This window comes from Mediterraneibacter gnavus ATCC 29149, assembly GCF_008121495.1.
In the GTDB taxonomy this organism is placed as follows: Bacteria; Bacillota; Clostridia; order Lachnospirales; family Lachnospiraceae; genus Mediterraneibacter; species Mediterraneibacter gnavus.
Map to the genome: position 1 here is coordinate 1,592,114 of NZ_CP043051.1, position 21,942 is coordinate 1,614,055.

Here is a 21,942-nt window from a genome sequence, read left to right on the forward strand (position 1 = left end):
AATTCTTGTTAAGTAAATGACATTGGTTATAAATTGTCGAAGAACTCTGTTTAATGCGAGAAATTTTTAATATTATTCAGAAGATGGACTTCTTTCAGGAAAATGGCAGCGGCAACCGTTCAGGGAGCCGGGGAAGAAGGAATTGTTTGTTCCCTGAAATATTTTGCATTAATGAAAGAGAATCTTCAGGAAGAAATCGGAGAAAAAATGTACGATATATCTTCCTCCTAGGATATCCTGGATGTAATATCGAATGAAGTGATATTTGGTTTTTCCAAAAAGATAAGGAAGGTAAAAATACAATGAGTGAATATATAACTACATATACAGGAAAACACTTTAACCCAACACAGCCGAATCCGGATCTGATCAGCATACAGGATATTGCACATGCCCTTTCTCTGATCTGCAGGGGAAATGGTCATGTACAGACCTTCTGGTCAGTAGGGCAGCATTGTATTTGTTGTGCAAAGGAAGCCGCAGCAAGAGGACTGTCGGACCGTATGGTACTTGCCTGTCTGCTTCATGATGCCAGTGAGTGTTATATGTCGGATGTGCCGACCCCCTTTAAGAAGGAATTGCCAGAGTATCAGGAACAGGAAGAACATCTGCTTCGTATGATCTATGAAAAGTTTCTTGGTTCCACTCTGACGTCCGGGGAGCAGGCACAATTAAAAGAAATCGATCATGCGATGCTCTTGTATGATCTTGAAAATCTGTTGGGAGAAGTGCAATATGGAGAAATCCCGGATTTGCATATTGATCTGGATTATACAGTCCGGTCTTTTACTGAAGTAGAAGATGAATATCTGATGCTTTTTGCAAAGTATTCTGGTACAGCTGCATCAAAGGCAGTTTATCTGGAAGATATTGCAGATGCATTTGAAGAGTGTATGGACGGATGGGCACAATTTTTGGATACACGAACAGGTGAAATTGTTGCTTTGTCGGAAGATCCGTACATGGCCTGTGAAGAAGATCAGGAGCTCTGGGAAGAAATTGATGAGACGGATGATTATGTCAGATTGCCGAATCAGTATGAACTTCATGAGAAAAGTATCATGGAGAAGTTTGCGTATGAGAGTGGGAATAAAAGAGTTTCTGAAGTACTGTTTGATGCTCTTAGAAGAAGGCATCCGTACAGGTGTTTTAAAGATAAAATAAATGATCTGGGAATCAGCCAGATTTATTATGACTACAGAAATCGGACCTATATCAATATAGCAGAAGGATGGTGTCGGAACCATCATGTACCATATAGAAGAAAAGAAGATTAGGCGCTGTTTTGAAAATAGGTTTGATTGTCCAAACTATTAGAAGAAATAGAGTGAATTATAAATTATGAAGCGAGGTGGCAATATGGATAAAGATCCGTTTGAGGAATATTTGAAAGAGTCCGAACCTGATAAAGCCAGCAAAGGTTACGCTTGGAGTACGGCAATCGGACTTCAGGCTGTTGACGGACTGAAACCATCTAAATATTTGATTGATATTGCTATTCGTAATATTGAAGGAAAAATTACGATAAAAGAAGTACAGAATCTTATTCGCCAAATAAGTAGATCTCTATTCACCGCAAACTCTTTCGGGGTATTTACAACCACGCCGGAAAGATAAGAGATTATAATATTACGAAAAAGGAATGGGTGCTTGATGGGGCAACCGTTATGTACGGCAGCGCTTCTGAACTGAGAGCTACCCTTGAATATGATTTTTCGCAGGAGAAAGATTTTAGCTACAGGGGATTGTCAATGGATGAGATAATCCACCATCTTGCAGTTTTTATTTCAAGACTGTGGCAAATCCATATTTTTGGAGAGGGAAATACGAGAACAACAGCGGTGTTTTTCATCAAGTATCTGAGAACACTTGGTTTTTCTGCAACGAATGATATTTTTGCGGATCATGCTTGGTATTTCAGGAATGCACTTGTCCGAGCGAATTATACGAACTTGCAAAAGAATATCCACGAAACGACAGTTCATATCCACCGACTTTTTGAAAAGTTTGGTTTTGATGAGGTATTTGGAAGAAGCGCTGTCATGGAACTGCTTCAATTGAAAAGCTCAGGAGCTTCCAAACTCATTTCCAACTTGGTGCAGTCGGATATTATTGAGCCTGTGTCAGGTCACGGAAAAGGAAAATATAAATTCAGAAAATAATTTAAAGGAATTTATACCTATGAAAAATCCGTGTAAATATCGCAGGACAGTGTGGATGTTTACACGGATTTTTTTAATCTTAAAAATTTTATCAGGAAATCTCTTTGAGATACTGTACGCTGTAAGCCGGAAGATCCAGAGAGCCATTCAGCGTCTGTGAGATATTCCCAGAACCGCTTTTCAGCAGATCGGTGAATGTTCCGAGCAATTCTCCGTGATGGATCGTGAAATCGCTCTCAGACGCGTTGATGGCGATCAGAATCCGTTCCTGCCCTGTACGGCGTTCAAAGACAAGCTGATGGTTTGTGATTGAGATATTGCGGTATCCTCCATTGCAGAGGGCATCACTGTTTTGCCGAAGTGTGATCAGTCGGTGGATGAAATCAGTCAGTGCATTCGGTTTTGGCGCCTCAAAGCATGGACGAAGCGCATAGTCATTGTCCGGAGTCTTGATACCTTCTTCGCCCCATTCGCTTCCATAATAAATACAGGAAATTCCCGGCATACCGAATAAAATACCGTAAGCCAGAGGCAGGTGTGCAGGGGTTGTCAGGATGCTGGTAATCCGTGTGACATCGTGATTATCCACAAAACTCATCAGATGCTTTCCACGGTAGATACACCATTGTTCCGGTCCGTACTGACGATTCAGGGAGTGTGCGATCTCGAACAGATTCATGCTGTTCAGGCTGGAATAGATTCCCTTGTAGCATTCGTAATTGGTACAGCTGTGCAGCATCTCATCATTTACAATCAGATTATAATCACCGAATAGTACTTCACCGATCAGAACAAATCCAGGCTTTTGTTCTTCGCAAAATGAGCGGAGTCTCCGCATAAAGTTATGGTCCAGACTGTATGCCACATCCAGGCGAAGTCCGTCAATATCAAATGTTTCGATCCAGAAGCGGACACAGTCTAATAAGTAGTCTGTGACTGCAGGATTTTGTAGATTCAGTTTGACCAGTTCGAAATGTCCTTCCCATCCCTCATACCAGAATCCGTCCTGATAACAACTGTCACCGTCAAAATTGATGTAGAACCAGTCTTTACAAGGAGAATCCCACTTCTTTTCCTGAACGTCCTGAAATGCCCAGAAACCGCGTCCAACGTGGTTGAAAACTCCGTCCAGCACGATTTTGATATGATGCTTATGCAGATCGTCACAGACATCCTGAAAATCTTCATTGGTTCCAAGGCGGCAGTCCACCTTTTTAAAGTCTCTGGTATCATAACCGTGATTGTCAGATTCGAAAATCGGATTTAAGAGAACAGAACCGATCTGCAGATTCTCCAGATAACTGCTCCAGTCTTTCAATTTCAGAATACGCGGAACGCAGATGCCATCGTTGTGAGTCGGGGCACCGCAGAATCCAATCGGGTAAATTTGATAAAATGTTTCGTTGTAAGCCCACATAATAAGTACCTCTGCTTTCTTATAGAATATGGATATTATAGCGTATTTTCGGGCTTTCGCAAAGGTTGGAGAAGGTGCGAAAAAATTTTTTTGAAAAATTTGAAATTTGTTGTTGACAATTGGTATACCCTTATGTATAATAGCTATTGTGTCACGGAGAAAACGACACGAAAGCGAATAACGGGGTGTGGCTCAGCTTGGCTAGAGCGCCTGGTTTGGGACCAGGAGGTCGCAGGTTCGAATCCTGTCACCCCGACTTCGCGGGTGTAGTTCAATGGTAGAACACCAGCCTTCCAAGCTGGATACGTGGGTTCGATTCCCATCACCCGCTTTCTTACAGAGTAATCTGTAAGGAGCCTATAAACGGGGATAAAGTTTATACGAGTCTGTAGCTCAGCTGGATAGAGCAACGGCCTTCTAAGCCGTAGGTCGAGGGTTCGAATCCCCCCAGGCTCGGTATGGTGGGTATGGTGCAGTTGGTTAGCGCGCCAGATTGTGGTTCTGGATATCATGGGTTCGAGTCCCATTACCCACCCTTTTCTTTTATAAGAAGCACTAGTTAAGCAGTGTCATAGTTGAGTTTACTAATGGGCTATCGCCAAGCGGTAAGGCACAGGACTTTGACTCCTGCATTCGCTGGTTCGAATCCAGCTAGCCCAGTTTACCTGGATTAGCGGGTATTATAAGAAAATAAGGGCGTGTAGCTCAGTTGGTAGAGCACTTGACTTTTAATCAAGTTGTCCGGGGTTCGAATCCCCGCACGCTCATTGTAGAACAAGCAGTTTTGCTTGTTTTATTTTTTCCAAAATTGTATATGCGGATGTGGCGGAATTGGCAGACGCGCTGGTTTTAGGGTCCAGTGGGCATCCCGTGCAGGTTCAAGTCCTGTCATCCGCAGACTACGAAGAAGCCTTGATTTTCAGGGCTTTTTTGCATGTCTGGGAAGAGTTTTGTTAAGTATTTCAGAACTCTGTTTTTGGTTACACTTGATTACACTTTCTGATGACAATGCATTTCAGTAGAAAAAAGAGAGCGAATGCCGCTCTCTTTTTGTTTCAATAGCTACTTTCTATAAGCAAATTTAGGAACGCCGTCTTCTGTGGGAACGGTTACTTCTCCCTGGATCAGCGGACGAGCATACCGGATAAAATCTTCTGTCACGTCAGAACCATCTGCAGTGATCCATGTAGCAGGGACGCATTTTTCCTGATTACAGATGACGTTGACGTCTTTTAAAACATAATCAATCTGATAGTCATCTCCGTCCAGACGTTCAAAAGCAACCATCTTTCCGCTGGCTCCGTTTAAAGCAGCTTTTACTCCGTAAGCTCCAGAAGCAATGGCTTCTTTCTGGTCTGTTTTGGAAAGCATGGAAGAAGAGCATCTCTGGCAGACATTGAGTTCTACAGAACGTACTTTGACGCCAAGGCGTTCTTTCACCAGATTTTCCAGATATTTTCCGGAACCTGTGAGCATTTTGTGGCCGAATGTATCTGTTCCGACATCATTGGAATATTCGCAGATGAATGTACCGGTGTTGTCGTGGATTCCCTCGGAAATACATACTACCAGGTTTGGTGTAGTCTCCAGAGACGTACGGACTTTCTCAATAAAAGCATCCTGGTCAAAGTCTGTTTCCGGAAGGTAGATCAGAACCGGGTTGTCGTGTTCGAACTTTCTGGCCAGTGCGCTGGCAGCAGTGAGCCATCCGGCATGGCGTCCCATAATCTCAACAATGGTAACGGATTTTTTGTTGTCATAAACGGATGCGTCGATAGCAATCTCCCGCACAGTAGAAGCGACGTATTTTGCGGCACTTCCAAATCCCGGTGTGTGATCTGTCTCGACAAGGTCATTATCAATTGTTTTTGGAATTCCGATCACACGGATGTCGCTGCTGATCTTTTCGGCATAGCGGGAAAGCTTGCTGACAGTATCCATGGAATCATTGCCTCCGATGTAGAAGAAATATCCGATGTTGTATGCTTCGAAGCGTGCAAAAAGCTGTGGATAAACCGGATCGTTGAGATCTTCCGGAAGCTTGTATCGGCAGGAGCCAAGATATGAGCCGGGTGTGGTCCGGATCAGTTCCAGTTCTTTTGATTCTTCCAGTGGCGCCATGTCCATGACCTGATCATTTAAAAATCCTTCAATTCCATTTATCATCCCATAAACAGTGCCAATCTCGTCTTCGCGGTTTAATGCTTCGTATACAGTCCCGTAAAGGCTTGCATTGATAACGGCAGTCGGTCCGCCAGATTGTCCTACAACTGCATTTTTTTTCATAGTGTTCCTCCAATTTATCTTTTATAAAAATAAGTGTTCTCCCTAATACTATAAAGGAAGGAGTGGTATTTTACAATAAAATGGTTGGAAAAATAATAAAAGTACAGTATAATTGCTATATTGAAGAAAAGGAGTGTAGACATGAAATATATATCTTTTGCAATTCCATGCTATAATTCAGAGGCATATATGGAAAAAGCAATTCAGTCGATCCTGCCCGGAGGAGAAGATGTGGAGATTATTGTAGTTAATGACGGATCCTCAGACGGGACAAGCGAGGTTGCAAAAAAATACGAGGAAAAATATCCGGGGATCGTCAAAGCGGTAGACAAGGAAAACGGCGGTCACGGGGATGCGGTCAATACAGGTCTGGCGCATGCCACAGGTGTCTATTTTAAAGTAGTGGACAGTGATGACTGGGTAGATGAAGAGGCTCTGCTGAAGATATTGAGTGCAGTGAAGGGATTTGTGGATGCAGATTCTAAAGTAGACATGTTGATTTCTAATTATGTGTATGAGAAAGTTGGGATGACACATAAAAAAGTCATTCATTACCGCAATGTACTTCCGCAGAATCAGGTGTTCCGCTGGGATGATATCGGAAGCTTCCATCTGGACCAGTATATTCTCATGCATTCCGTGATCTACCGGACCGAGATGTTGAGACTCTGTCAGCTGAAGCTGCCGAAGCACACGTTTTACGTGGATAATATCTATGTATATTACCCGCTTCCTCATGTTCGGACATTATACTATATGGATGTGGACTTCTATCGCTATTTTATCGGACGAGAGGATCAGTCTGTGAATGAGAAAGTGATGATCAGCCGCATCGATCAGCAGATTTATGTAACAAAATCTATGATCTCTATGTATGAATTACGTATGGTAGAGAGTAAAAAGCTCAGAAAATATATGATCAATTATCTTGCTATTATGATGACAGTATCTTCGATTTTATGTATTCGTTCCAAGGTGAATGAGAATCTGAAGAAAAAGAAAGAGCTGTGGGTATATCTGAAGAAAAAAGATTATCGGACATATGTGAAGATCCGATATGGAATTCTCGGTCAGACCATGAACCTTCCGGGAAAATCAGGAAGAAAAGTTTCTTCTATGGCATACAGTGTGGCGAGAAGACTGATCGGATTTAACTGATTTCGTAAAATTTAAGAAGCAGAAGCATATTTTGCCAGTTATGATACATACTACTTTTATGAAACGAAAAAGGAGTGTGTATCATGACTGGTAATTTTTTTGAAAGCGAGACAAAGGAAAATCTGATGCGGGCGTTTGCCGGGGAGAGTCAGGCGAGAAACCGATATACGATTGCAGCAGAAAAAGCCCGTGAGAAGGGGATGTATACCATTGCGGACGTGTTTTTGTATACAGCAGATCAGGAGCGGGCACATGCAGAGCGGTTTTATGAGCTGCTGAAAGAGTTTACAGGGAGCACGATCCAGATTGACGGGACCTATCCGGTGGATCAGCAGGATACATTAGAAGAGCTTCTTAGAGCAGCGGAGCATAATGAAAAGGAAGAATTTGAAGATGTGTATCCTGCGTTTGGAAGTACGGCAAAGGCAGAAGGTTTTTTTGAGGCGGCGTCTACATTCTTCCAGATTGCAGAAATTGAGCATACCCATCAGGAGCGATTTCAGAAAATCGCAGAAATGCTGGAAAACGGCACCTATTACAGCCGGGAAGAACAAGGACGGTGGATCTGTACAAACTGCGGTTATATCCATGACGGGAAGCAGGCACCATCTGTATGTCCGGTGTGCCGTCACGAGAAGGGATATTTTCTTCCATATGAATATGCACCTTATAAAGGAGCCGGGAAATAGATGAGCCAAAAAGCAGAAAATCTTTTGAATCTTGCGTTGGACGCTACGAGTGAGGAGCGTGAAAAATCACTGGAGCTGGAGGTTGGGTATCAGCCTTTGGATCAGGAGTGGGATCTGATCATCAAATATTCGGGAAATCTGGAGGCGGTTCGTGAAATCGCCTCTTCTGTTACGGAATTATCGAATGAGTATGCAATTCTGACTGTGCCGGAATCCCGGATAGAGCAGTTGGCACAGATTCCGGAGATTGAATATATTGAGAAGCCGAAACGGCTGTTTTTTGAAGCGGCGAACGGAAAGAGAGTTTCCTGCATTCTTCCGGTACAAACAGCACCCCTGAAGCTGTTTGGGGCGGGCATTCTTACGGCAGTGATCGACAGTGGGATTGATTATTCTCATTCGGATTTTCGGAATCCGGATGGAACAACCCGAATTCGTGCATTGTGGGATCAGAGTATTTCGGGCAATCCGCCAGAGGGGTATTTTCTGGGAACGGAATATACACAGGAACAGATCAATGCAGCTTTGTCAGAGCAGGTAAAAGCCAGACAGGAGCAGATCGTACCAAGCCGGGATATATCCGGGCATGGCACGTCTGTTGCAGGGGTTGCGGCAGGAAACGGAAGAGGCAGTGTGGGGGGTATTTATATGGGAGTGGCGCCCCAAAGTGAGCTTTTGATCGTGAAGCTGGGAAATCCGAGACAGGGAGGGTTTCCGCGAACAACAGAGCTGATGCAGGGGGTGGACTATGTATTGAGAAAGGCGTTGGAATATCGGATGCCGGTGGCGATCAATATCAGTTTTGGAAATACATACGGTTCCCATGAGGGAACATCGCTTCTGGAGCGGTATCTGGATGATATGTCGAATTACTGGAAAAGTGTGATCTGTGTTGGGAGCGGAAACGAGGGAACATCCGCAGGGCATACTTCCGGCATGTTAAAAGAGCGGGAAGAGCAAAGAGTAGAGTTGGGAGTGCAGCAGAGAGAACCTGCTCTGAATGTACAGCTCTGGAAATCTTATGTAGATGAGGTGGATATTTCGGTGATCGGGCCGTCAGGGGTTCGTGTAGGGCCAATTTCCGAAAGGCTCGGAACGCAGAGATTTCGAATCGGGGGAACAGAAATCCTGCTTTACTATGGCAAACCAAGTCCATATCAGACCAATCAGGAGATTTATTTTGATTTCATCCCAACGGGTTCTTATATTGACAGTGGAGTCTGGCAGATTGTGTTGACTCCGAGAAAAGTTGTGACGGGAATTTATCAGATGTGGCTTCCGAGTCAGAGTGTTTTGAATCAGGGCACAGCTTTTTTAAACCCTGTGAGCAGTGATACACTTACCATTCCGTCAACTGCATCCAGAGTAGTAACAGTGGGAGCTTACGATGCAAGAAGTTTTTCCTATGCAGATTTTTCCGGACGCGGCGCACTGGAGAAGAATGCAGAGATGTGGGTGCAAAAGCCCGATCTTGCAGCACCGGGAGTGCGGGTAACGACAGCCAAGGCAGGAGGCGGTTACGGAGAATATTCAGGTACCTCATTTGCAGTGCCGTTTGTGACAGGAAGTGCGGCATTGTTGATGGAGTGGGGAATTATCCGCGGGAATGATCCATATCTGTATGGGGAGAAGGTGAAAGCGTATCTGAGAAGAGGGGCAAGACATCTGCCGGGGTATGAGCAGTGGCCGAATAATCAGCTGGGGTATGGGGTGCTGTGTGTGGAGGAGAGCCTGCCATTTTAAAAATGACATTGACATGTGTAAGGGAAAATGCAATAATGTGTGTAATAAGAAATGCATTGGAGAAAATATGAGAGAGAATACATATATAAAAATTGAAACATTATATAGAAAATACAGAGGTTATGTAGAGACAAAAAATCTTTTGGCAGAAGGATTTTCCAATCGTCAGATTTCCACTTTAGTAAATGAAGGTTATTTACAAAAGGTGTGCTATGGACATTATTGGCTTTCAGGTAAACAATGTAAGAAGCCGTTTGATTATAAATGTATCGAAGTGAGTCTAAGCAATCCTGATGCAGTTATTTGTATGAATAGTGCACTTTACTATCAGGGAGTATTGTCTGCTGAACCAGATTATTTATCTGTAGCTACAGAAAGAACAGATCGAAGTATGATGAAAATGGACTTTATGATACAAAGGCATTATTTTTCAAATAGAAATTTTAATATTGGAATAAGAAAACAAGAAACGGAGTTTGGAACATATAATATTTATGATATTGAACGTTCAGTTTGTGACTTGTATCGCTTAGAAGGAGAAACAGAAATAGAAGTAGGGATCGTAAAGAACATAAAGGAAAATAAATATTTGTATAATCGTTTATTAAAATATGCAGAAGTACTACAGATAAAACGAGGATTGTAAGAGAGGATATGACGCATGAAGAACAGAATTATAGATGTTCAAAATGTAAAAATTACTATTTCAAAAGAAGAATTAGATGATTATATCTGCATTACAGATATTGCAAAGGCAAAGTCAAATTCTGCCAGAGCGGCAGATGTAGTGCGAAATTGGTTGAGAAATCGTGGAACATTAGAATATCTGTCTGTATGGGAACAAATATATAATCCGGAATTTAAAGTGTTCGAATCTGAACACTTTAAAAAGCAAGCGGGATTATTGACATTTACTCCCAGTGTTTCTGAATGGATTAATAAAACAAACGCTATAGGATTATATGTAAAACGTGGAAAGTATGGAGGAACCTACGCCCATAAAGATCTTGCTTTTGAGTTTGCAGCTGCAATTAGTCCGGTGTTTAAATTATATCTAATAAAAGAATTCCAACGCTTGAAGGAAGAAGAAAACAACTCGAGACAGATAGAATGGAATGCGAAACGTTTTCTCAGCAAAAGTAATTATTTGATTCAGACAGATGCAGTGAAGAATTATTTGCTTCCACAGATAAATTATAGGGAAAATCTACAATGGTTGGCATATGCAGAAGAAGCAGACATATTAAATGTGGCACTATTTGGATTTACAGCGAAAGCATGGAGAGAAGCTAATCCAGAATTAGCAAAAAAGAGTAATGTCAGAGATTTTGCAACTATTAATGAATTGACAGTACTTTCTAATCTGGAATCTCATAATGCACAGATGATTAAAGAAAGAAAAGGGAAAGAAGAACGATTTAAGAGTTTACAGGAAATTGCTGAATATCAATTAAATGTTTTGAATACAGCAGAGCAGATAAAAAGGATAGAAAGCTGTGACAATAACGTAACATCCTCGGGGGTATTGTGCGTGGAGGAGAGCCTGCCATGAGAAATAATAGAGACTGTTGAAATATATAAATATATGTTATGCTGACAATAATAAAAGAAAAAAACTTGGAGTTCTTGAGAGGAGGAAAAGAAGATGAACCTGAAATTGGATGAGCTGACAAAAGAAGAGTTACAGAAAATCATAGAAAAGATAGCGAAGCGGCTGTCGAAAGAGCAGTATGAATATCTGCAGCATCTGATTACAGAATGTACAGAGAAAGAGAATACTGCCGATATTTCGCCTCAGAGTCTGATGGCCCAAGGATTTGTTGATGAAAAAATGTTGCAGATTGAAGAATGGAAGCAGCAGATAGAGGACGGTAAATTATATTTGGATACAGAAGAATATGAGGACTACGGGGACGATTACTGGGATAGAGAATGGATAATAGAGTACTATGATAATCAGCAGATTGGGGATAAGATCATGTTTATGATGCGATTTGCAAATGATTGTATCAATGACAGGCGTTATCAGGAAGCAAATTCTATTTATGAGTGGCTGTGGGAAATGGAAGTGGGTACGGATTATGAAGATGGGGAATTTGTGGATTTGGATACACTGGCGGAGAATGGTATTATTGCCACAGATATGAAACAGCTGGCATTACAAACCTTATATGCGAATTATCAGGTGTTGAAAAAGGAAAAAAGGGCAGAGATGCTTTATCTGTATTTCAATCATTCTGCTTTTAAAAACCTGCATATGGAAGAGATATTCCATGTTGGAAGGGAAGCGCTGAAGGATCAGAAACAATTCTGGGAGGATTGGATCGTTCTTCTGAAAAACAAACAGGGTGATATCGCAGGGCGGCTTTTAAAAGATGCAGTCTTGTATTCTCAGGGAATAGACGGACTTGTCCATATTGCAGATGAAAGTGCAGCAGTACACCCTTCGCTTTATCTTGCTGCTATGGATGTGTATGGCAAAGCACAGGATTATGAAAAGATAGAAAAAACAGGGGAAAAAGTTCTTGAGAAGGTTAACAGACAATTGAAGATCAGAGCAGAGATATGTTTGAAAGCCGCATATGCTTCATTCCGTCTTGGACATGAAGAAAAAATGATGAAGTTTTGCTGGGAGTGTTTCTGCTCAGAGTCAACAGAGAAAAATTTTCTGCGTCTGTTTGGGACAAAGGAAATGGCAGCGCAATATGGAATGCGTGGAAAAGAAGTGCTTAAAAACAGAATCAGGGGAAATTGTGAAAATGATATAAGGAATACAGAACTGCACCGGAATATCATAGATGGTTATAGTTATTATTTTCTTAGTTTTTATATGGGGGATTTTATATCTGTGAAATCAGCATCTAAAAATCCGGCGGGTTCTCTGGGATGGAGTTCTTCTTTTATTCGCTATGGAATTCGGTTGTTTTTGCTCTATTTATATAGTAAATCTCTGCCCTCTAAAGCCGCGGGGAGTATTGCGAATTATGTTGGATTCCCAGATATGAAAGATGCTGATTGTGTAATGGGATTTGAGCAGGAAATAATAGAAGAGAGCCAGTTGCATAAGGTAAGTGTATTCTGGAATTATTTTCAGAGATGGAAAGCGTATTACCCGATCGAACAGGCAGAAAAGAAGAGTATTCTGTCTTGGGCGGAAAAAACGGTATATAGCAGAGCGGATGCAATCGTGTCAGGAAAGCATCGAAATCAATACGCAGAAGTTGCGGTTTTGCTGGCAATGGTAGGAGAAATCAAGGAAGATATGGGAACGGCGAGAGCCAGAGAAGAAATTTTTGCGGAGTATAAAAGAAAATATCCAAGACATTCTTCGTTTCAGAAAGAGATGAAATACTATTTTGATGTAAAGTGAAGGTGTCGGGGAGTTTGTCTGGAAAGATATTTCATGAATTAAAAATGGAGAATAGAGTAAAATGGGAATGCTTCAAAAAAAAGAAAACAAGGGACTGACATATTATGAGGTAATGCATGGAAACAGGAAAACTGGAAGAGTTGAAGAGATATCAGACAGGAGAAAAGCGGGGAGAGAAAATATATGGTTGACTGGAGAAAAATTCCTAAAATAGATGCACATATTCACTTGACTCCAAAGGATGTCATAGATGCTAATATAGATTATGACGGAAGATTTATTGTGAATGGTTCTATAGATGATTATGAAAAAATAATGAAAACATATAATATTGAATGTGCTTTTATTATGCCATTTAATGATCCATATATGCTTTCTATGGAACCAGCAGTGGAAGCAGTGAATAAGAATATGAAAAATATGCGAATGATCATAAAATTCTCATAGAACTCCATTCTTATCCAAGGGAGAAATTATTGGATGATGTATGTTCTCCTGCCAGGATTAGAAATGTAGTTGGAAAATATTCAAACCTTAGATTGTCAATTGCTCATTTGGGTGGATTCCAATATGAAGAATTATATGGATTAAATGCATACTTTAATTTATCAGCGGTCTTACCTGATTTGGTGGATAGAATGGGCATAGAAAATACGAATATAGTTTTGCGTTCTTTAGGGGTTGAAAAGTTAGTATTCGCAACAGATTATCCCGATAGCAGAAGCATACGTGCAATAGAAATTTACGATACATATTGTGATATTTTGGGACAAATGGATTTTACACAAGAAGAAGCTGAAAATATTTGTAAATATAATGCTTTAAGAATGTCAGGGTTGCAGTAAGCAGATATGAAGAAGGGACTGCCTATTCCGACAGTCCCCCTGTTTCAAGTATCATCCTCCCGATTTTTTCTGTTTCATTCTCTTAATGACTTTCAGTCGTGTGAATTCTTCCCGTTCTTTTTCTTCCAGTGCATTGGTGATATTGTAAACCAGTTCCGTATACATTGGAATGGTGATATTTTGCAGCGCATTTGCCCGCTTCTGTGTCTTTTTAATGTTAGTGGCAAGGCGATATGCTGCGTTTTCCACCATGGAAAGTTTTACCGTCAGATCTTTTACTTTTCGGAATGCATCTGCAGCCAGGTCTACGCTCTCGCGGGTTGTACTGAAAGCGTAGGTCGGCGCAGGCACGGAAGGGGTGTATTTTACGTGGGGAATCTCGGTTCCCATAATACTTCTGGTCTGAATGGTGATGGAGTTTTCAATCGGAACGGTATAGGCAATCTGAGAGACCATGTTGATACCATGCTCGATATTGGCACGCTGCAGGCACTGATACGCATAGGTAAAGGTGCTGTCGATCTCATCCTGGATATCTCGTGCCTCATCGATCAGGTCCATCAGTTCCCGGATCAGAATGTTTCGTTTTTTGTCCATCAGTTCATAGCCTTGTTTTGCAAGGGTGAGGGAATTTTTGGCAAGCATGAGATTCCCTTTGGTAGGAAATGTACGCGGATCCATAGAATCCCTCCTTTAGTTCTGATTTGCGATGGAGCCCGGACTGGATGTGGCAGTCGTGGTGTCATCGTAAATTGTTGGATGATAGTATTTATCCAGAATCTTCGTATCCACACGGTCCAGCTCTTCTTTTGGAAGACGGCCCAGAAGTTCCCATCCGAGATTCAGGGTTTCTTCCATGGTGCGGTTTTCTTCCGGACCCTGCCCGATATATTTCTCTTCAAATTCTTTTCCGAATGCCAGATACTGTTTGTCAATCGGGGAGAGTTCATCTTCTCCGATAACAGAAGCCAGGTTTCTTGCATCGCCTACTTTGGCGTAAGCAGAGAATAACTGGTTTGCCAGATCCTGATGATCCTCTCTTGTGTATCCGGCTCCGATTCCGTCCTTCATCAGACGGGAAAGGGACGGCAGGATACTGATCGGCGGATAGATGGACTGTCCGTTTAAGGTGCGGTCCAGAACAATCTGTCCTTCGGTAATGTATCCGGTCAGGTCAGGAATCGGGTGTGTGATATCATCGTTTGGCATGGTCAGGATCGGAAGCTGCGTCACGGAGCCGTTGACACCCTGTACGATACCGGCTCTTTCATAAAGTGCAGCAAGTTCACTGTACAAATATCCCGGGAATCCTTTTCGACTTGGAATTTCTCCCTTAGAAGAGGAAACCTCACGCATGGCTTCAGCGAAAGAAGTCATATCAGTCAGGATAACCAGAATGTGCATATTTTGTTCAAATGCCAGATATTCTGCCACGGTCAGTGCAACCTTCGGCGTAATCAGACGTTCCACGACAGGATCGTTTGCGAGGTTCAGAAACATGGCAACGTGGTCGGCAACGCCGCTTTCTTCAAAAGTTCTGCGGAAGAAGTCGGCAACATCATGTTTGACACCCATGGCGGCAAATACAATGGCAAATTCTTCATCGGAATCATCTCCGAGAGACGCCTGCTTTACGATCTGGGCTGCCAGCTGGTCATGAGGAAGTCCGTTTCCGGAGAAGATCGGCAGCTTTTGACCGCGGATCAGGGTGGTCAGTCCGTCGATTGCAGAAATTCCGGTTCGGATATAGTTTCGCGGGTATTCCCGCATGACCGGGTTGAGCGGCAGGCCGTTGACATCTCGTTTCAGCTTGGAAACAATGGGACCCAGATCGTCAATGGGTTCTCCGATTCCGTTGAATGTACGACCCAGCATATCCGGGGAAAGTGCGATTTCCATCGGATGTCCGGTCAGTCGTGTGTGTGTATTTTTCAAAGACATGTTCTCAGAGCCTTCAAAGACCTGAATCACAGCTTTGTCTTCATATAGTTCGATAATTCGTCCAATCTTGCGTTCGGATCCACCTATGACAAACTCTACGATTTCGTCAAAGAAAGCTCCCTGTACGCCCTCCAGAGCGATCAGAGGGCCGTTAATGCTGCTGAGTCCTAAATATTCGATTGACATGAGCAAAATCCCTCCTTATGCGTTCTTTTCCAGTACATGCTGGTAAAATGCGTCAATGTCTCGGTGATACTGGGCAAACAATTCCAGCCGGTCGTTCGGTACATCATATTTGATGGCGATGACGCGGTCGAAAATATTTTCCGATTTGAGGACGGACATGGGGTGTCCCATCGTTACCAGTGCGCGTGCCTGTTTGTAAAGATATAAAATCGTATCCATCATTTTGAACTGCTTTTCCATGGATACGCAGGTATCATCCTTGTGGAATGCGTTCTGCTGAAGGAATCCCAGACGGATGACTCTGGCGATTTCCAGGATCAGTTTCTGATCGTCCGGCAGCACATCGCTTCCGATCAGTTTGACGATTTCCAGAAGGCTGCTCTCCTGATTCAGCAGCGCCATGAGGCGGTTTCGATAGTCCACGAATTTCGGCGATACATTGTCCTGATACCAGGGCGAGAGGTCATTTAGATACTCACTGTAGCTGGTAAGCCAGTGGATGGCAGGGAAATGTCTTGCATAGGCAAGGCTTTTGTCCAGTCCCCAGAAACAACGCACGAATCGTTTGGTGTTTTGTGTGACCGGCTCGGAGAAATCACCGCCCTGTGGAGAGACCGCTCCGATGATGGTGACAGATCCGTCAGTCCCGTTTAAATTGTGCATCATGCCGGCGCGCTCGTAAAATCCGGACAGCCGGGATGCAAGATAAGCCGGGAAACCTTCCTCTGCCGGCATCTCCTCCAGACGGCCGGACAACTCACGCAGAGCTTCTGCCCAGCGGGAGGTGGAGTCCGCCATGATCGCTACATCATATCCCATATCCCGGTAGTATTCTGCCAGTGTCAGACCGGTGTAGATGCTGGCTTCACGGGCAGCAACCGGCATGTTGGAAGTATTAGCGATCAGTGTAGTGCGGTCCATCAGAGGATTTCCGGTCTTTGGGTCGATCAGTTCTCCAAATTCCTCCAGAACCTGTGTCATCTCGTTTCCACGTTCTCCGCATCCGATATAGATAATGATATCAGCGTCAGACCACTTGGCAATCTGATGCTGTGTCATGGTCTTTCCGGTTCCGAATCCGCCGGGAATGGCGGCAGTTCCGCCTTTGGCGATTGGGAACATGGTATCAATGATACGCTGTCCGGTGACAAGTGGGATTGAAGCCGGAAAACGATGGCTTGTCGGGCGGGCAGTACGGATTGGCCAGCGCTGTGCCATTGGAAGCTGTTTTTGATCTCCGCTGGAAAGTTCCAGTGTGATCAAAGGCTCTTCAATTGTGTACGCTCCGTCCTCCACGATTTGAATCACGGTTCCCTCCAGATCAGGCGGTACCATACATTTATGCGTGATCGCGTGAGTTTCGGGTACTTCTGCGAAAATATCTCCGCCGTGGAGATAGTCTCCCACAGAAACGGTGATGTGGGCGGCCCATTTTTTCTCTTTATCCAGAGAGTCAACGGAAACACCGCGGGTGATAAACGCTCCCCCGGATTCTGCGATCCGCTCCAGAGGGCGTTCGATTCCGTCAAAAATGTTGTTTAAAATTCCGGGCGCCAGTGTTACAGACACCGGATTTCCCGTTGCAATGACTTCTTCGCCGGGGCGAAGTCCGGTTGTTTCTTCGTAGACCTGAATGGTGGTCATGTCTTTATCCAGTGCAATGACCTCGCCGACCAGCTTTTCCCGTCCTACATATACCATTTCAGACATACAAAATCCGGTATTGCCTTTCAAATAGATGACAGGCCCGTTGATTCCATAAATTCTTCCAGTCTTAAACAATGCTGTCACCTCCTGAGAATAAGAATTTGTCGTATTCGTTGCGCAGTGCGGTCTTAAAAGAATGATCGATCAGAATATTGCGGCTGCGGATGACGGCACGGATACCGCCTGTAAAGTCTTCCGCACTGATCGTCAGGTGGATGCCGGTGGCATCTTCCAGAGAAGAACGCTTTTCCTCATCTGAAGGATTGAGATAGATCGTCATCTCTTCTCCGTTTGCGAATACGATCGCATTGTGAATACAGCGGAGCAGAAAATCATCGTATTCTGCGGTTTTCATATAATCATTTACCAGGGCGTATGCCTCCTCAAAGATCTTGTCTTTTAGTTCCTGCTGAATGCGGCCCTGGCGGCGTTTTAAATCCAGCTGGGCGCGCGCCATTGCCTGGTTTTTCTGCTGTCTGGCATTAACAGTTTCCGCTTTGATACGAGTCTGCATCTGTCGTTTTGCTTCAATTTTATGGTCTTCAAATACTTTTTCCAGTGCATCACGGTAAGAGTCAATAATGGCATTGCTCTCGGCTCTTGCTTCTTCCATGGAAGTCGTGCGCAGATGGTTGATCTTTTCTTCTAAAGTCAAGAGGATCTCCTCCTTTAAAAATTTTTGCCTTACAATTTCAGTCCGATGGCTTCGGTAATATATGAGGTGATAAAGTCTTTTTTGCGTCCCGTTCCGTGCCGGTCCGGGATTTCGATCAGCAGAGGGATTTTTCGATCCAGACGGAATTCATCCAGAATGTCCGGAAATTCCCGTCCGAATTTTTCGGTCAGAAGTACAATGCCGATGGATTTGTCCTGCAGAACCTTTTCTAATTGTTCTCGCAGTTCCTTTCGTTCATGTACGACGACACCGTCCACACCTGCAAGGCGCATTCCCGTGTAAGTATCGACATTATCACTGATAAGAAACATTTTCATCTTAGAGTTTACCAAGGATCATGAAGGAGATGATCAGTCCGTACAGACAAACACCTTCCGCAAGACCTACGAAAATCAGAGATTTACCGAGTACACTGGAGTCTTCGCTGATTGCGCCTAAAGCAGCGGAGGCTGCACTTGCAACGGCAATACCACCACCGATACAGGAAAGTCCGGTAACCAAAGCAGCTGCGAGATAGCCGAGTCCGGTGGACAAAGAAGAGGAAGCGGCTGCGGCATCAGCGGCCTGTACCTGTGGGCCTGCAAACATCATGATGGAAGTAATCACGAATGCGCCAAAGAAGAAAAAGACATTCGTTCCGATGGCACGTTTGTATTTTTTTCGGTTCCTTTCCCCGATCAGATAGTATCCGAATGGGATGATAATGCTTAAGATCAGTGCTGCGATGAGAATAAGTTTTGTTGTAAGTGTCATAATTGGAATCCTCCTTTAAGAACGTTTCTTTTTTGTAGTTTGAGTTTTGGTATATGGGTCAAAAGCTCTTCCGCTTCCTTTATAGAAACGGCTGAACATCTCATAATATTCCAGACGGAGTACCTGAATTCCTACAATCAGGCCTTCCATACCGCATACGAACAGGTTGCCTAATACGACAACGATCCAGTTCGGGGAGCCGGATTCTGCGCCGGCGAGCATCAGCACGACTTCCATCATGGCAGCGTGGCTGACGGCAAATGCACCGATACGAACGAAAGAAAGGGTGTTGGAAAAGTAACTCAGCAAGGTTTCGAAAATCTCGAAAAATCCCTGTACAAAGAACATTGCCTTTCCTTCTTCCATCTTGTCTGCGCGTTTCTGGATCTTCCGCGTCAAAGGTTCCTTGAACAGAATGAGAAGCAGCGGAATGCCGAACATCACTGCAAGGACGATTCCTGCCGGTGTCTTGTGTCCTGTCATAAAAAGTACGATCGTTGCCACTGCGGAAGCGTAAAATACAAGGCCTGCCATTCCATTTGCGTCAAACCATGCATTTTCTACATCGTGAGACCGGAGCGCATTGACGATGTGCAGGATCATGGCGAGGATGATCAGCCCCATACCAAACGCTACGGACACGATAAATACAGTGTTCAGCTTACCGATGAACGGCAGTGTGGTCATGTGATCGATCGGCCTTAGCCAGATTGGTTCTATGATATCTTCAAACCCGAAAATACTTCCGAACATAAATCCGAAGATTGTAGAAAATACACCTGCACATGCAATAATTCCGGCAAGCGGTTTTTTCTTAAAATGATAGATCAGAAAACCACCAATCAACAGCAGCAGTCCCTGCCCCACATCACCGAACATAACTCCGAAAATAAAGGAGTAGGTGACAGCAACAAAAATAGTCGGATCGATCTCGTTGTGAGCAGGAAGTCCGTACATGCCGATGAACATTTCAAATGGTTTGAACAGCTTCGGGTTCTGCAGCTTGACCGGAGGATCTCCAAAATAAGTGTTCCGGTCTTCTTCCACGACAACAAATACCTTGTCATCATCCTTGACTTCTTCCATAAAGCGGGCAACGTCGTCTTCTGACATCCAGCCGCATAAAATGTAGTAGTCTTCTTTCTGATCTTCCATCCGGGCTGCCATTTTCCGGACATCGAAATTGTGGGCAAGCTCTTCCAGACGCTGCTTTGCAGCTACGATCTGAGGGGCTTTTTTGACAAGCATGTCGGCTGCCTCTTTATTTAGATCCTCAATTTTTCGAGAAATATCGGCAATCTGACGGTTTAGTTTCTGGCAGGCATCTGCCGGTGTTCCGGTGTATTCATCCGGAATGGTGATCTTTTCAAAATGCAGGGAACGGAATACAGCATCCACTTTCTGAGATTCTCCGGGTGAAACAAAATATGCACCGTAGAGATAGCTTTCGTCCTGTTCTCCTTTGACAAAAATTGCACCAAGATCATCGATCAGATATTTTTCCAGGCGGCCGTATTGTTCTACCGGAATCCGTCCAAACCGGTAGTTGATGTATTTGTAGCGCAGAATCCGGTCCAGTTCTCCGTCCAGCGGACGAAATGGCTCAATGAGCTTTTGCTTGTTTGCAAGTGTTTCTGTTTCTTTTTTGAGCTTTTCTTTCTTTGCCTGGATCTTGAGATACGCCTCATTTGTAGTGCGGATCAGTTCGAAAATATCATCCAGACCAAGAGAGGTATCCGGGGAAATTTCATCGGCATTCTCCAGATATCCGGCGAATTCTTCGGCTTTGCCAAGTGCATCCTTGTAAGGATTGATCTCCACGAACGGCCGGAGATTATCCACAGTTTTTAATTCCGACAAAGCAGATTCGAGCTGGATCTCATATCTGGACAGATAGAGATCTGTCACCCGGTCGATATCATTTCTTGGGCCGGATATATTGATGAATTTCATTTTTACAATCATTAAATCTTTCCTCCAACATATCCTAAAGTCTCGCCAGAATTTAATCCGTAACGGATACATTCCATGGCGGTGGTCAGTTTTCGAAGTTCTTCTTCTTTTAAAAAGAGATACATGTTGATCGAAGCAATCGAATAGGGATTCTGTCTCCGGTCAGCTGTATATAGATGGTACAGGCAGTCCTCATACATCTGCTCGATCGTTAAGTCCTGTTCAAAATTATAATGTCTTGCGTATGGCGTCTTTTGAAGGACAGCAAAAAATTCATCCATATTAGATGCTTCTGCCATGGCTTTTATCTGCTCCACAGAAATCCGGTAATGAATCGGGATCAAAAGGGAGTAAATATCGGCTTCCTTCAAATTAAAATGCTTTTTGGCCCGGTAGATCCACTGCATATTCAGCAGATCAATCTTGGAGCCACAGTCTCTGGTGAAAAGCTCCAGTTCTTTTTTCTTCAGAAACTTTTTGCGCTCTTTCCACATGGCGGTAAAATAATAAAGGTTCAACGCAAGATCGTAATCAAACAGGGTGACAGACTGACTGTCTTTTAGTTTTTTCAGCGGTTCGTAATACTCTGTGCCTTTCAGATTTTCTACGAGCTGGTCCGTTGTTCTGGAGGTGATCAGCTTTTCAATGGAAATCTGCGAGTATTTGTCAAAAAACGGTTTCTTGTGGTTCAGATCAAATGGTTCCTGATAATGATTGATGACAATGCGCAGGCAGTAATTGATCAGATCCACCTCATACCGCTTTAAGTAAAGTTTTAAAAACTTTCTCTGATTCGGTCCGCAGAAACGGTAAATCTTTGTGTAATCGTGGTACAGCGAGAGAATCAGCACTTTTTCGATGTTGCCTCTGTGCAGCATGGTCTCATCCATATCCTGAAGTACATCCTGATAGGAAGAATTTGCATTTAAATAGGAAACCAGTTCGGTGATACTTGTAAGAGCTGATATCTCCTCAAACTGTTCATCTGTGAGCAGTCTGGCTTCCATGGCACGCAGCTTGGTGATGATCCCACTGTATTCGAGTAAGTTTCCCATA

Annotated in this window: 22 protein-coding genes and 7 tRNA genes; 19 read left to right on the forward strand and 10 right to left on the reverse strand. The window is 43.5% G+C overall.

Annotated elements, in window-relative coordinates:
* Positions 1–302: 302 nt before the first annotated feature.
* From FXV78_RS19030 to FXV78_RS07710, 3 genes are all read left to right on the forward strand, one after another.
* Positions 303–1,277, forward strand: coding sequence for a UPF0158 family protein (locus FXV78_RS19030; RefSeq protein ID WP_004843904.1), 975 nt, complete (start codon positions 303–305; stop codon positions 1,275–1,277).
* 82 nt (positions 1,278–1,359) lie between these two features.
* Complete coding sequence (locus tag FXV78_RS18960) at positions 1,360–1,617, forward strand: antitoxin VbhA family protein (protein ID WP_009245416.1); 258 nt, start codon at positions 1,360–1,362, stop codon at positions 1,615–1,617.
* On the forward strand, positions 1,614–2,162 hold the full coding sequence (locus FXV78_RS07710; RefSeq protein ID WP_330365723.1) for a Fic family protein: 549 nt from the start codon (positions 1,614–1,616) through the stop codon (positions 2,160–2,162). Before FXV78_RS18960 ends, FXV78_RS07710 begins: the two co-directional genes overlap by 4 nt.
* A 91-nt stretch (positions 2,163–2,253) precedes the next feature.
* Here FXV78_RS07710 and FXV78_RS07715 read toward each other — a convergent pair whose 3' ends face one another.
* Positions 2,254–3,579, reverse strand: a complete 1,326-nt coding sequence (locus FXV78_RS07715) for an alpha-amylase family glycosyl hydrolase (RefSeq protein ID WP_004843901.1) — start codon at positions 3,577–3,579, stop codon at positions 2,254–2,256.
* A 181-nt stretch (positions 3,580–3,760) separates the two neighbouring features.
* On the opposite strand from FXV78_RS07715, the gene FXV78_RS07720 reads away from it, so the two are divergent.
* The 7 genes from FXV78_RS07720 (at position 3,761) to FXV78_RS07750 (ending at position 4,476) form a co-directional block, all read left to right on the forward strand.
* Positions 3,761–3,835 (forward strand) — tRNA-Pro (locus FXV78_RS07720).
* A 4-nt stretch (positions 3,836–3,839) separates the two neighbouring features.
* Positions 3,840–3,910: transfer RNA gene (locus FXV78_RS07725), tRNA-Gly, on the forward strand.
* A 51-nt stretch (positions 3,911–3,961) separates the two neighbouring features.
* Positions 3,962–4,035, forward strand: a tRNA-Arg gene (locus tag FXV78_RS07730).
* A 5-nt stretch (positions 4,036–4,040) separates the two neighbouring features.
* A tRNA-His gene (locus FXV78_RS07735) sits at positions 4,041–4,114 on the forward strand.
* A 53-nt stretch (positions 4,115–4,167) separates the two neighbouring features.
* Positions 4,168–4,239, forward strand: a tRNA-Gln gene (locus tag FXV78_RS07740).
* Positions 4,240–4,273: 34 nt separating this feature from the next.
* Positions 4,274–4,346 (forward strand) — tRNA-Lys (locus FXV78_RS07745).
* Positions 4,347–4,395: 49 nt separating this feature from the next.
* Positions 4,396–4,476 (forward strand) — tRNA-Leu (locus tag FXV78_RS07750).
* A 165-nt stretch (positions 4,477–4,641) separates the two neighbouring features.
* Here the strand turns inward: FXV78_RS07750 and FXV78_RS07755 are convergent.
* Positions 4,642–5,865: a 6-phosphofructokinase gene (locus FXV78_RS07755; RefSeq protein ID WP_004843899.1), complete on the reverse strand. Its 1,224-nt coding sequence runs from the start codon at positions 5,863–5,865 to the stop codon at positions 4,642–4,644.
* Positions 5,866–6,006: 141 nt separating this feature from the next.
* Between FXV78_RS07755 and FXV78_RS07760 the strand changes: the two genes are divergently transcribed.
* The 9 genes from FXV78_RS07760 to FXV78_RS07795 all read left to right on the forward strand — a co-directional run bounded on the left by FXV78_RS07760 (position 6,007) and on the right by FXV78_RS07795 (position 13,670).
* Complete coding sequence (locus FXV78_RS07760; protein ID WP_004843898.1) at positions 6,007–7,023, forward strand: glycosyltransferase family 2 protein; 1,017 nt, start codon at positions 6,007–6,009, stop codon at positions 7,021–7,023.
* An 83-nt stretch (positions 7,024–7,106) separates the two neighbouring features.
* Positions 7,107–7,712 carry a rubrerythrin gene (gene rbr / locus FXV78_RS07765; RefSeq protein ID WP_004843897.1) on the forward strand — a complete coding sequence of 202 codons (606 nt, stop codon included), beginning with the start codon at positions 7,107–7,109 and terminating at the stop codon, positions 7,710–7,712.
* Complete coding sequence (locus FXV78_RS07770) at positions 7,713–9,455, forward strand: S8 family peptidase (RefSeq protein WP_004843896.1); 1,743 nt, start codon at positions 7,713–7,715, stop codon at positions 9,453–9,455.
* A 67-nt stretch (positions 9,456–9,522) separates the two neighbouring features.
* A complete protein-coding gene (locus FXV78_RS07775; RefSeq protein ID WP_009245395.1) occupies positions 9,523–10,101 on the forward strand; it encodes a type IV toxin-antitoxin system AbiEi family antitoxin domain-containing protein in 579 nt (192 codons plus the stop codon).
* Between the two features lie 15 nt (positions 10,102–10,116).
* On the forward strand, positions 10,117–11,007 hold the full coding sequence (locus tag FXV78_RS07780) for a KilA-N domain-containing protein (protein WP_004843894.1): 891 nt from the start codon (positions 10,117–10,119) through the stop codon (positions 11,005–11,007).
* A gap of 93 nt (positions 11,008–11,100) precedes the next feature.
* Positions 11,101–12,825, forward strand: coding sequence for a hypothetical protein (locus tag FXV78_RS07785; protein WP_004843893.1), 1,725 nt, complete (start codon positions 11,101–11,103; stop codon positions 12,823–12,825).
* A gap of 61 nt (positions 12,826–12,886) precedes the next feature.
* The gene (locus FXV78_RS17860; RefSeq protein ID WP_004843892.1) at positions 12,887–13,039 is read left to right on the forward strand and encodes a hypothetical protein; all 153 of its coding nucleotides are present in this window, start codon (positions 12,887–12,889) and stop codon (positions 13,037–13,039) included.
* Positions 13,009–13,272 (forward strand): hypothetical protein, encoded by a 264-nt coding sequence (locus tag FXV78_RS07790; protein WP_004843891.1) that lies wholly within the window; start codon positions 13,009–13,011, stop codon positions 13,270–13,272. Before FXV78_RS17860 ends, FXV78_RS07790 begins: the two co-directional genes overlap by 31 nt.
* A 29-nt stretch (positions 13,273–13,301) precedes the next feature.
* Positions 13,302–13,670 carry an amidohydrolase family protein gene (locus FXV78_RS07795; protein ID WP_004843890.1) on the forward strand — a complete coding sequence of 123 codons (369 nt, stop codon included), beginning with the start codon at positions 13,302–13,304 and terminating at the stop codon, positions 13,668–13,670.
* A 51-nt stretch (positions 13,671–13,721) separates the two neighbouring features.
* Here FXV78_RS07795 and FXV78_RS07800 read toward each other — a convergent pair whose 3' ends face one another.
* Genes FXV78_RS07800 through FXV78_RS07835 form a run of 8 tightly spaced genes read right to left on the reverse strand, consistent with a single transcriptional unit; the run spans position 13,722 to position 21,941 of the window.
* Positions 13,722–14,351 carry a V-type ATP synthase subunit D gene (locus FXV78_RS07800; RefSeq protein ID WP_004843889.1) on the reverse strand — a complete coding sequence of 210 codons (630 nt, stop codon included), beginning with the start codon at positions 14,349–14,351 and terminating at the stop codon, positions 13,722–13,724.
* A 12-nt stretch (positions 14,352–14,363) separates the two neighbouring features.
* A complete protein-coding gene (locus tag FXV78_RS07805) occupies positions 14,364–15,797 on the reverse strand; it encodes a V-type ATP synthase subunit B (RefSeq protein ID WP_004843888.1) in 1,434 nt (477 codons plus the stop codon).
* A 15-nt stretch (positions 15,798–15,812) separates the two neighbouring features.
* Complete coding sequence (locus tag FXV78_RS07810) at positions 15,813–17,579, reverse strand: V-type ATP synthase subunit A (RefSeq protein ID WP_009245393.1); 1,767 nt, start codon at positions 17,577–17,579, stop codon at positions 15,813–15,815.
* The gene (locus FXV78_RS07815; RefSeq protein WP_009245392.1) at positions 17,572–18,159 is read right to left on the reverse strand and encodes a V-type ATP synthase subunit E; all 588 of its coding nucleotides are present in this window, start codon (positions 18,157–18,159) and stop codon (positions 17,572–17,574) included. Before FXV78_RS07815 ends, FXV78_RS07810 begins: the two co-directional genes overlap by 8 nt.
* Before the next feature lie 29 nt (positions 18,160–18,188).
* The gene (locus FXV78_RS07820) at positions 18,189–18,497 is read right to left on the reverse strand and encodes a V-type ATP synthase subunit F (RefSeq protein WP_004843885.1); all 309 of its coding nucleotides are present in this window, start codon (positions 18,495–18,497) and stop codon (positions 18,189–18,191) included.
* Between the two features lies 1 nt (position 18,498).
* Positions 18,499–18,933: an ATP synthase subunit C gene (locus tag FXV78_RS07825; RefSeq protein ID WP_004843884.1), complete on the reverse strand. Its 435-nt coding sequence runs from the start codon at positions 18,931–18,933 to the stop codon at positions 18,499–18,501.
* A gap of 15 nt (positions 18,934–18,948) precedes the next feature.
* Positions 18,949–20,898 (reverse strand): V-type ATP synthase subunit I, encoded by a 1,950-nt coding sequence (locus tag FXV78_RS07830; RefSeq protein ID WP_004843883.1) that lies wholly within the window; start codon positions 20,896–20,898, stop codon positions 18,949–18,951.
* A complete protein-coding gene (locus FXV78_RS07835) occupies positions 20,898–21,941 on the reverse strand; it encodes a V0D/AC39 family V-type ATPase subunit (protein ID WP_004843882.1) in 1,044 nt (347 codons plus the stop codon). Before FXV78_RS07835 ends, FXV78_RS07830 begins: the two co-directional genes overlap by 1 nt.
* Position 21,942 lies beyond the last annotated feature (1 nt).

Coding starts and splice junctions, on each gene's coding strand:
- FXV78_RS17860 (WP_004843892.1), top strand. CDS start 12,887: ATGGGAATGCTTCAAAAAAAAGAAAACAAGGGACTGACATATTATGAG.
- FXV78_RS07780 (WP_004843894.1), top strand. CDS start 10,117: ATGAAGAACAGAATTATAGATGTTCAAAATGTAAAAATTACTATTTCA.
- FXV78_RS07830 (WP_004843883.1), bottom strand. CDS start 20,898: ATGATTGTAAAAATGAAATTCATCAATATATCCGGCCCAAGAAATGAT.
- FXV78_RS07800 (WP_004843889.1), bottom strand. CDS start 14,351: ATGGATCCGCGTACATTTCCTACCAAAGGGAATCTCATGCTTGCCAAA.
- rbr (WP_004843897.1), top strand. CDS start 7,107: ATGACTGGTAATTTTTTTGAAAGCGAGACAAAGGAAAATCTGATGCGG.
- FXV78_RS07715 (WP_004843901.1), bottom strand. CDS start 3,579: ATGTGGGCTTACAACGAAACATTTTATCAAATTTACCCGATTGGATTC.
- FXV78_RS18960 (WP_009245416.1), top strand. CDS start 1,360: ATGGATAAAGATCCGTTTGAGGAATATTTGAAAGAGTCCGAACCTGAT.
- FXV78_RS07755 (WP_004843899.1), bottom strand. CDS start 5,865: ATGAAAAAAAATGCAGTTGTAGGACAATCTGGCGGACCGACTGCCGTT.
- FXV78_RS07760 (WP_004843898.1), top strand. CDS start 6,007: ATGAAATATATATCTTTTGCAATTCCATGCTATAATTCAGAGGCATAT.
- FXV78_RS07775 (WP_009245395.1), top strand. CDS start 9,523: ATGAGAGAGAATACATATATAAAAATTGAAACATTATATAGAAAATAC.
- FXV78_RS07805 (WP_004843888.1), bottom strand. CDS start 15,797: ATGTCAATCGAATATTTAGGACTCAGCAGCATTAACGGCCCTCTGATC.
- FXV78_RS07825 (WP_004843884.1), bottom strand. CDS start 18,933: ATGACACTTACAACAAAACTTATTCTCATCGCAGCACTGATCTTAAGC.
- FXV78_RS07790 (WP_004843891.1), top strand. CDS start 13,009: ATGGTTGACTGGAGAAAAATTCCTAAAATAGATGCACATATTCACTTG.
- FXV78_RS07770 (WP_004843896.1), top strand. CDS start 7,713: ATGAGCCAAAAAGCAGAAAATCTTTTGAATCTTGCGTTGGACGCTACG.
- FXV78_RS07785 (WP_004843893.1), top strand. CDS start 11,101: ATGAACCTGAAATTGGATGAGCTGACAAAAGAAGAGTTACAGAAAATC.
- FXV78_RS07820 (WP_004843885.1), bottom strand. CDS start 18,497: ATGAAAATGTTTCTTATCAGTGATAATGTCGATACTTACACGGGAATG.
- FXV78_RS07835 (WP_004843882.1), bottom strand. CDS start 21,941: ATGGGAAACTTACTCGAATACAGTGGGATCATCACCAAGCTGCGTGCC.
- FXV78_RS19030 (WP_004843904.1), top strand. CDS start 303: ATGAGTGAATATATAACTACATATACAGGAAAACACTTTAACCCAACA.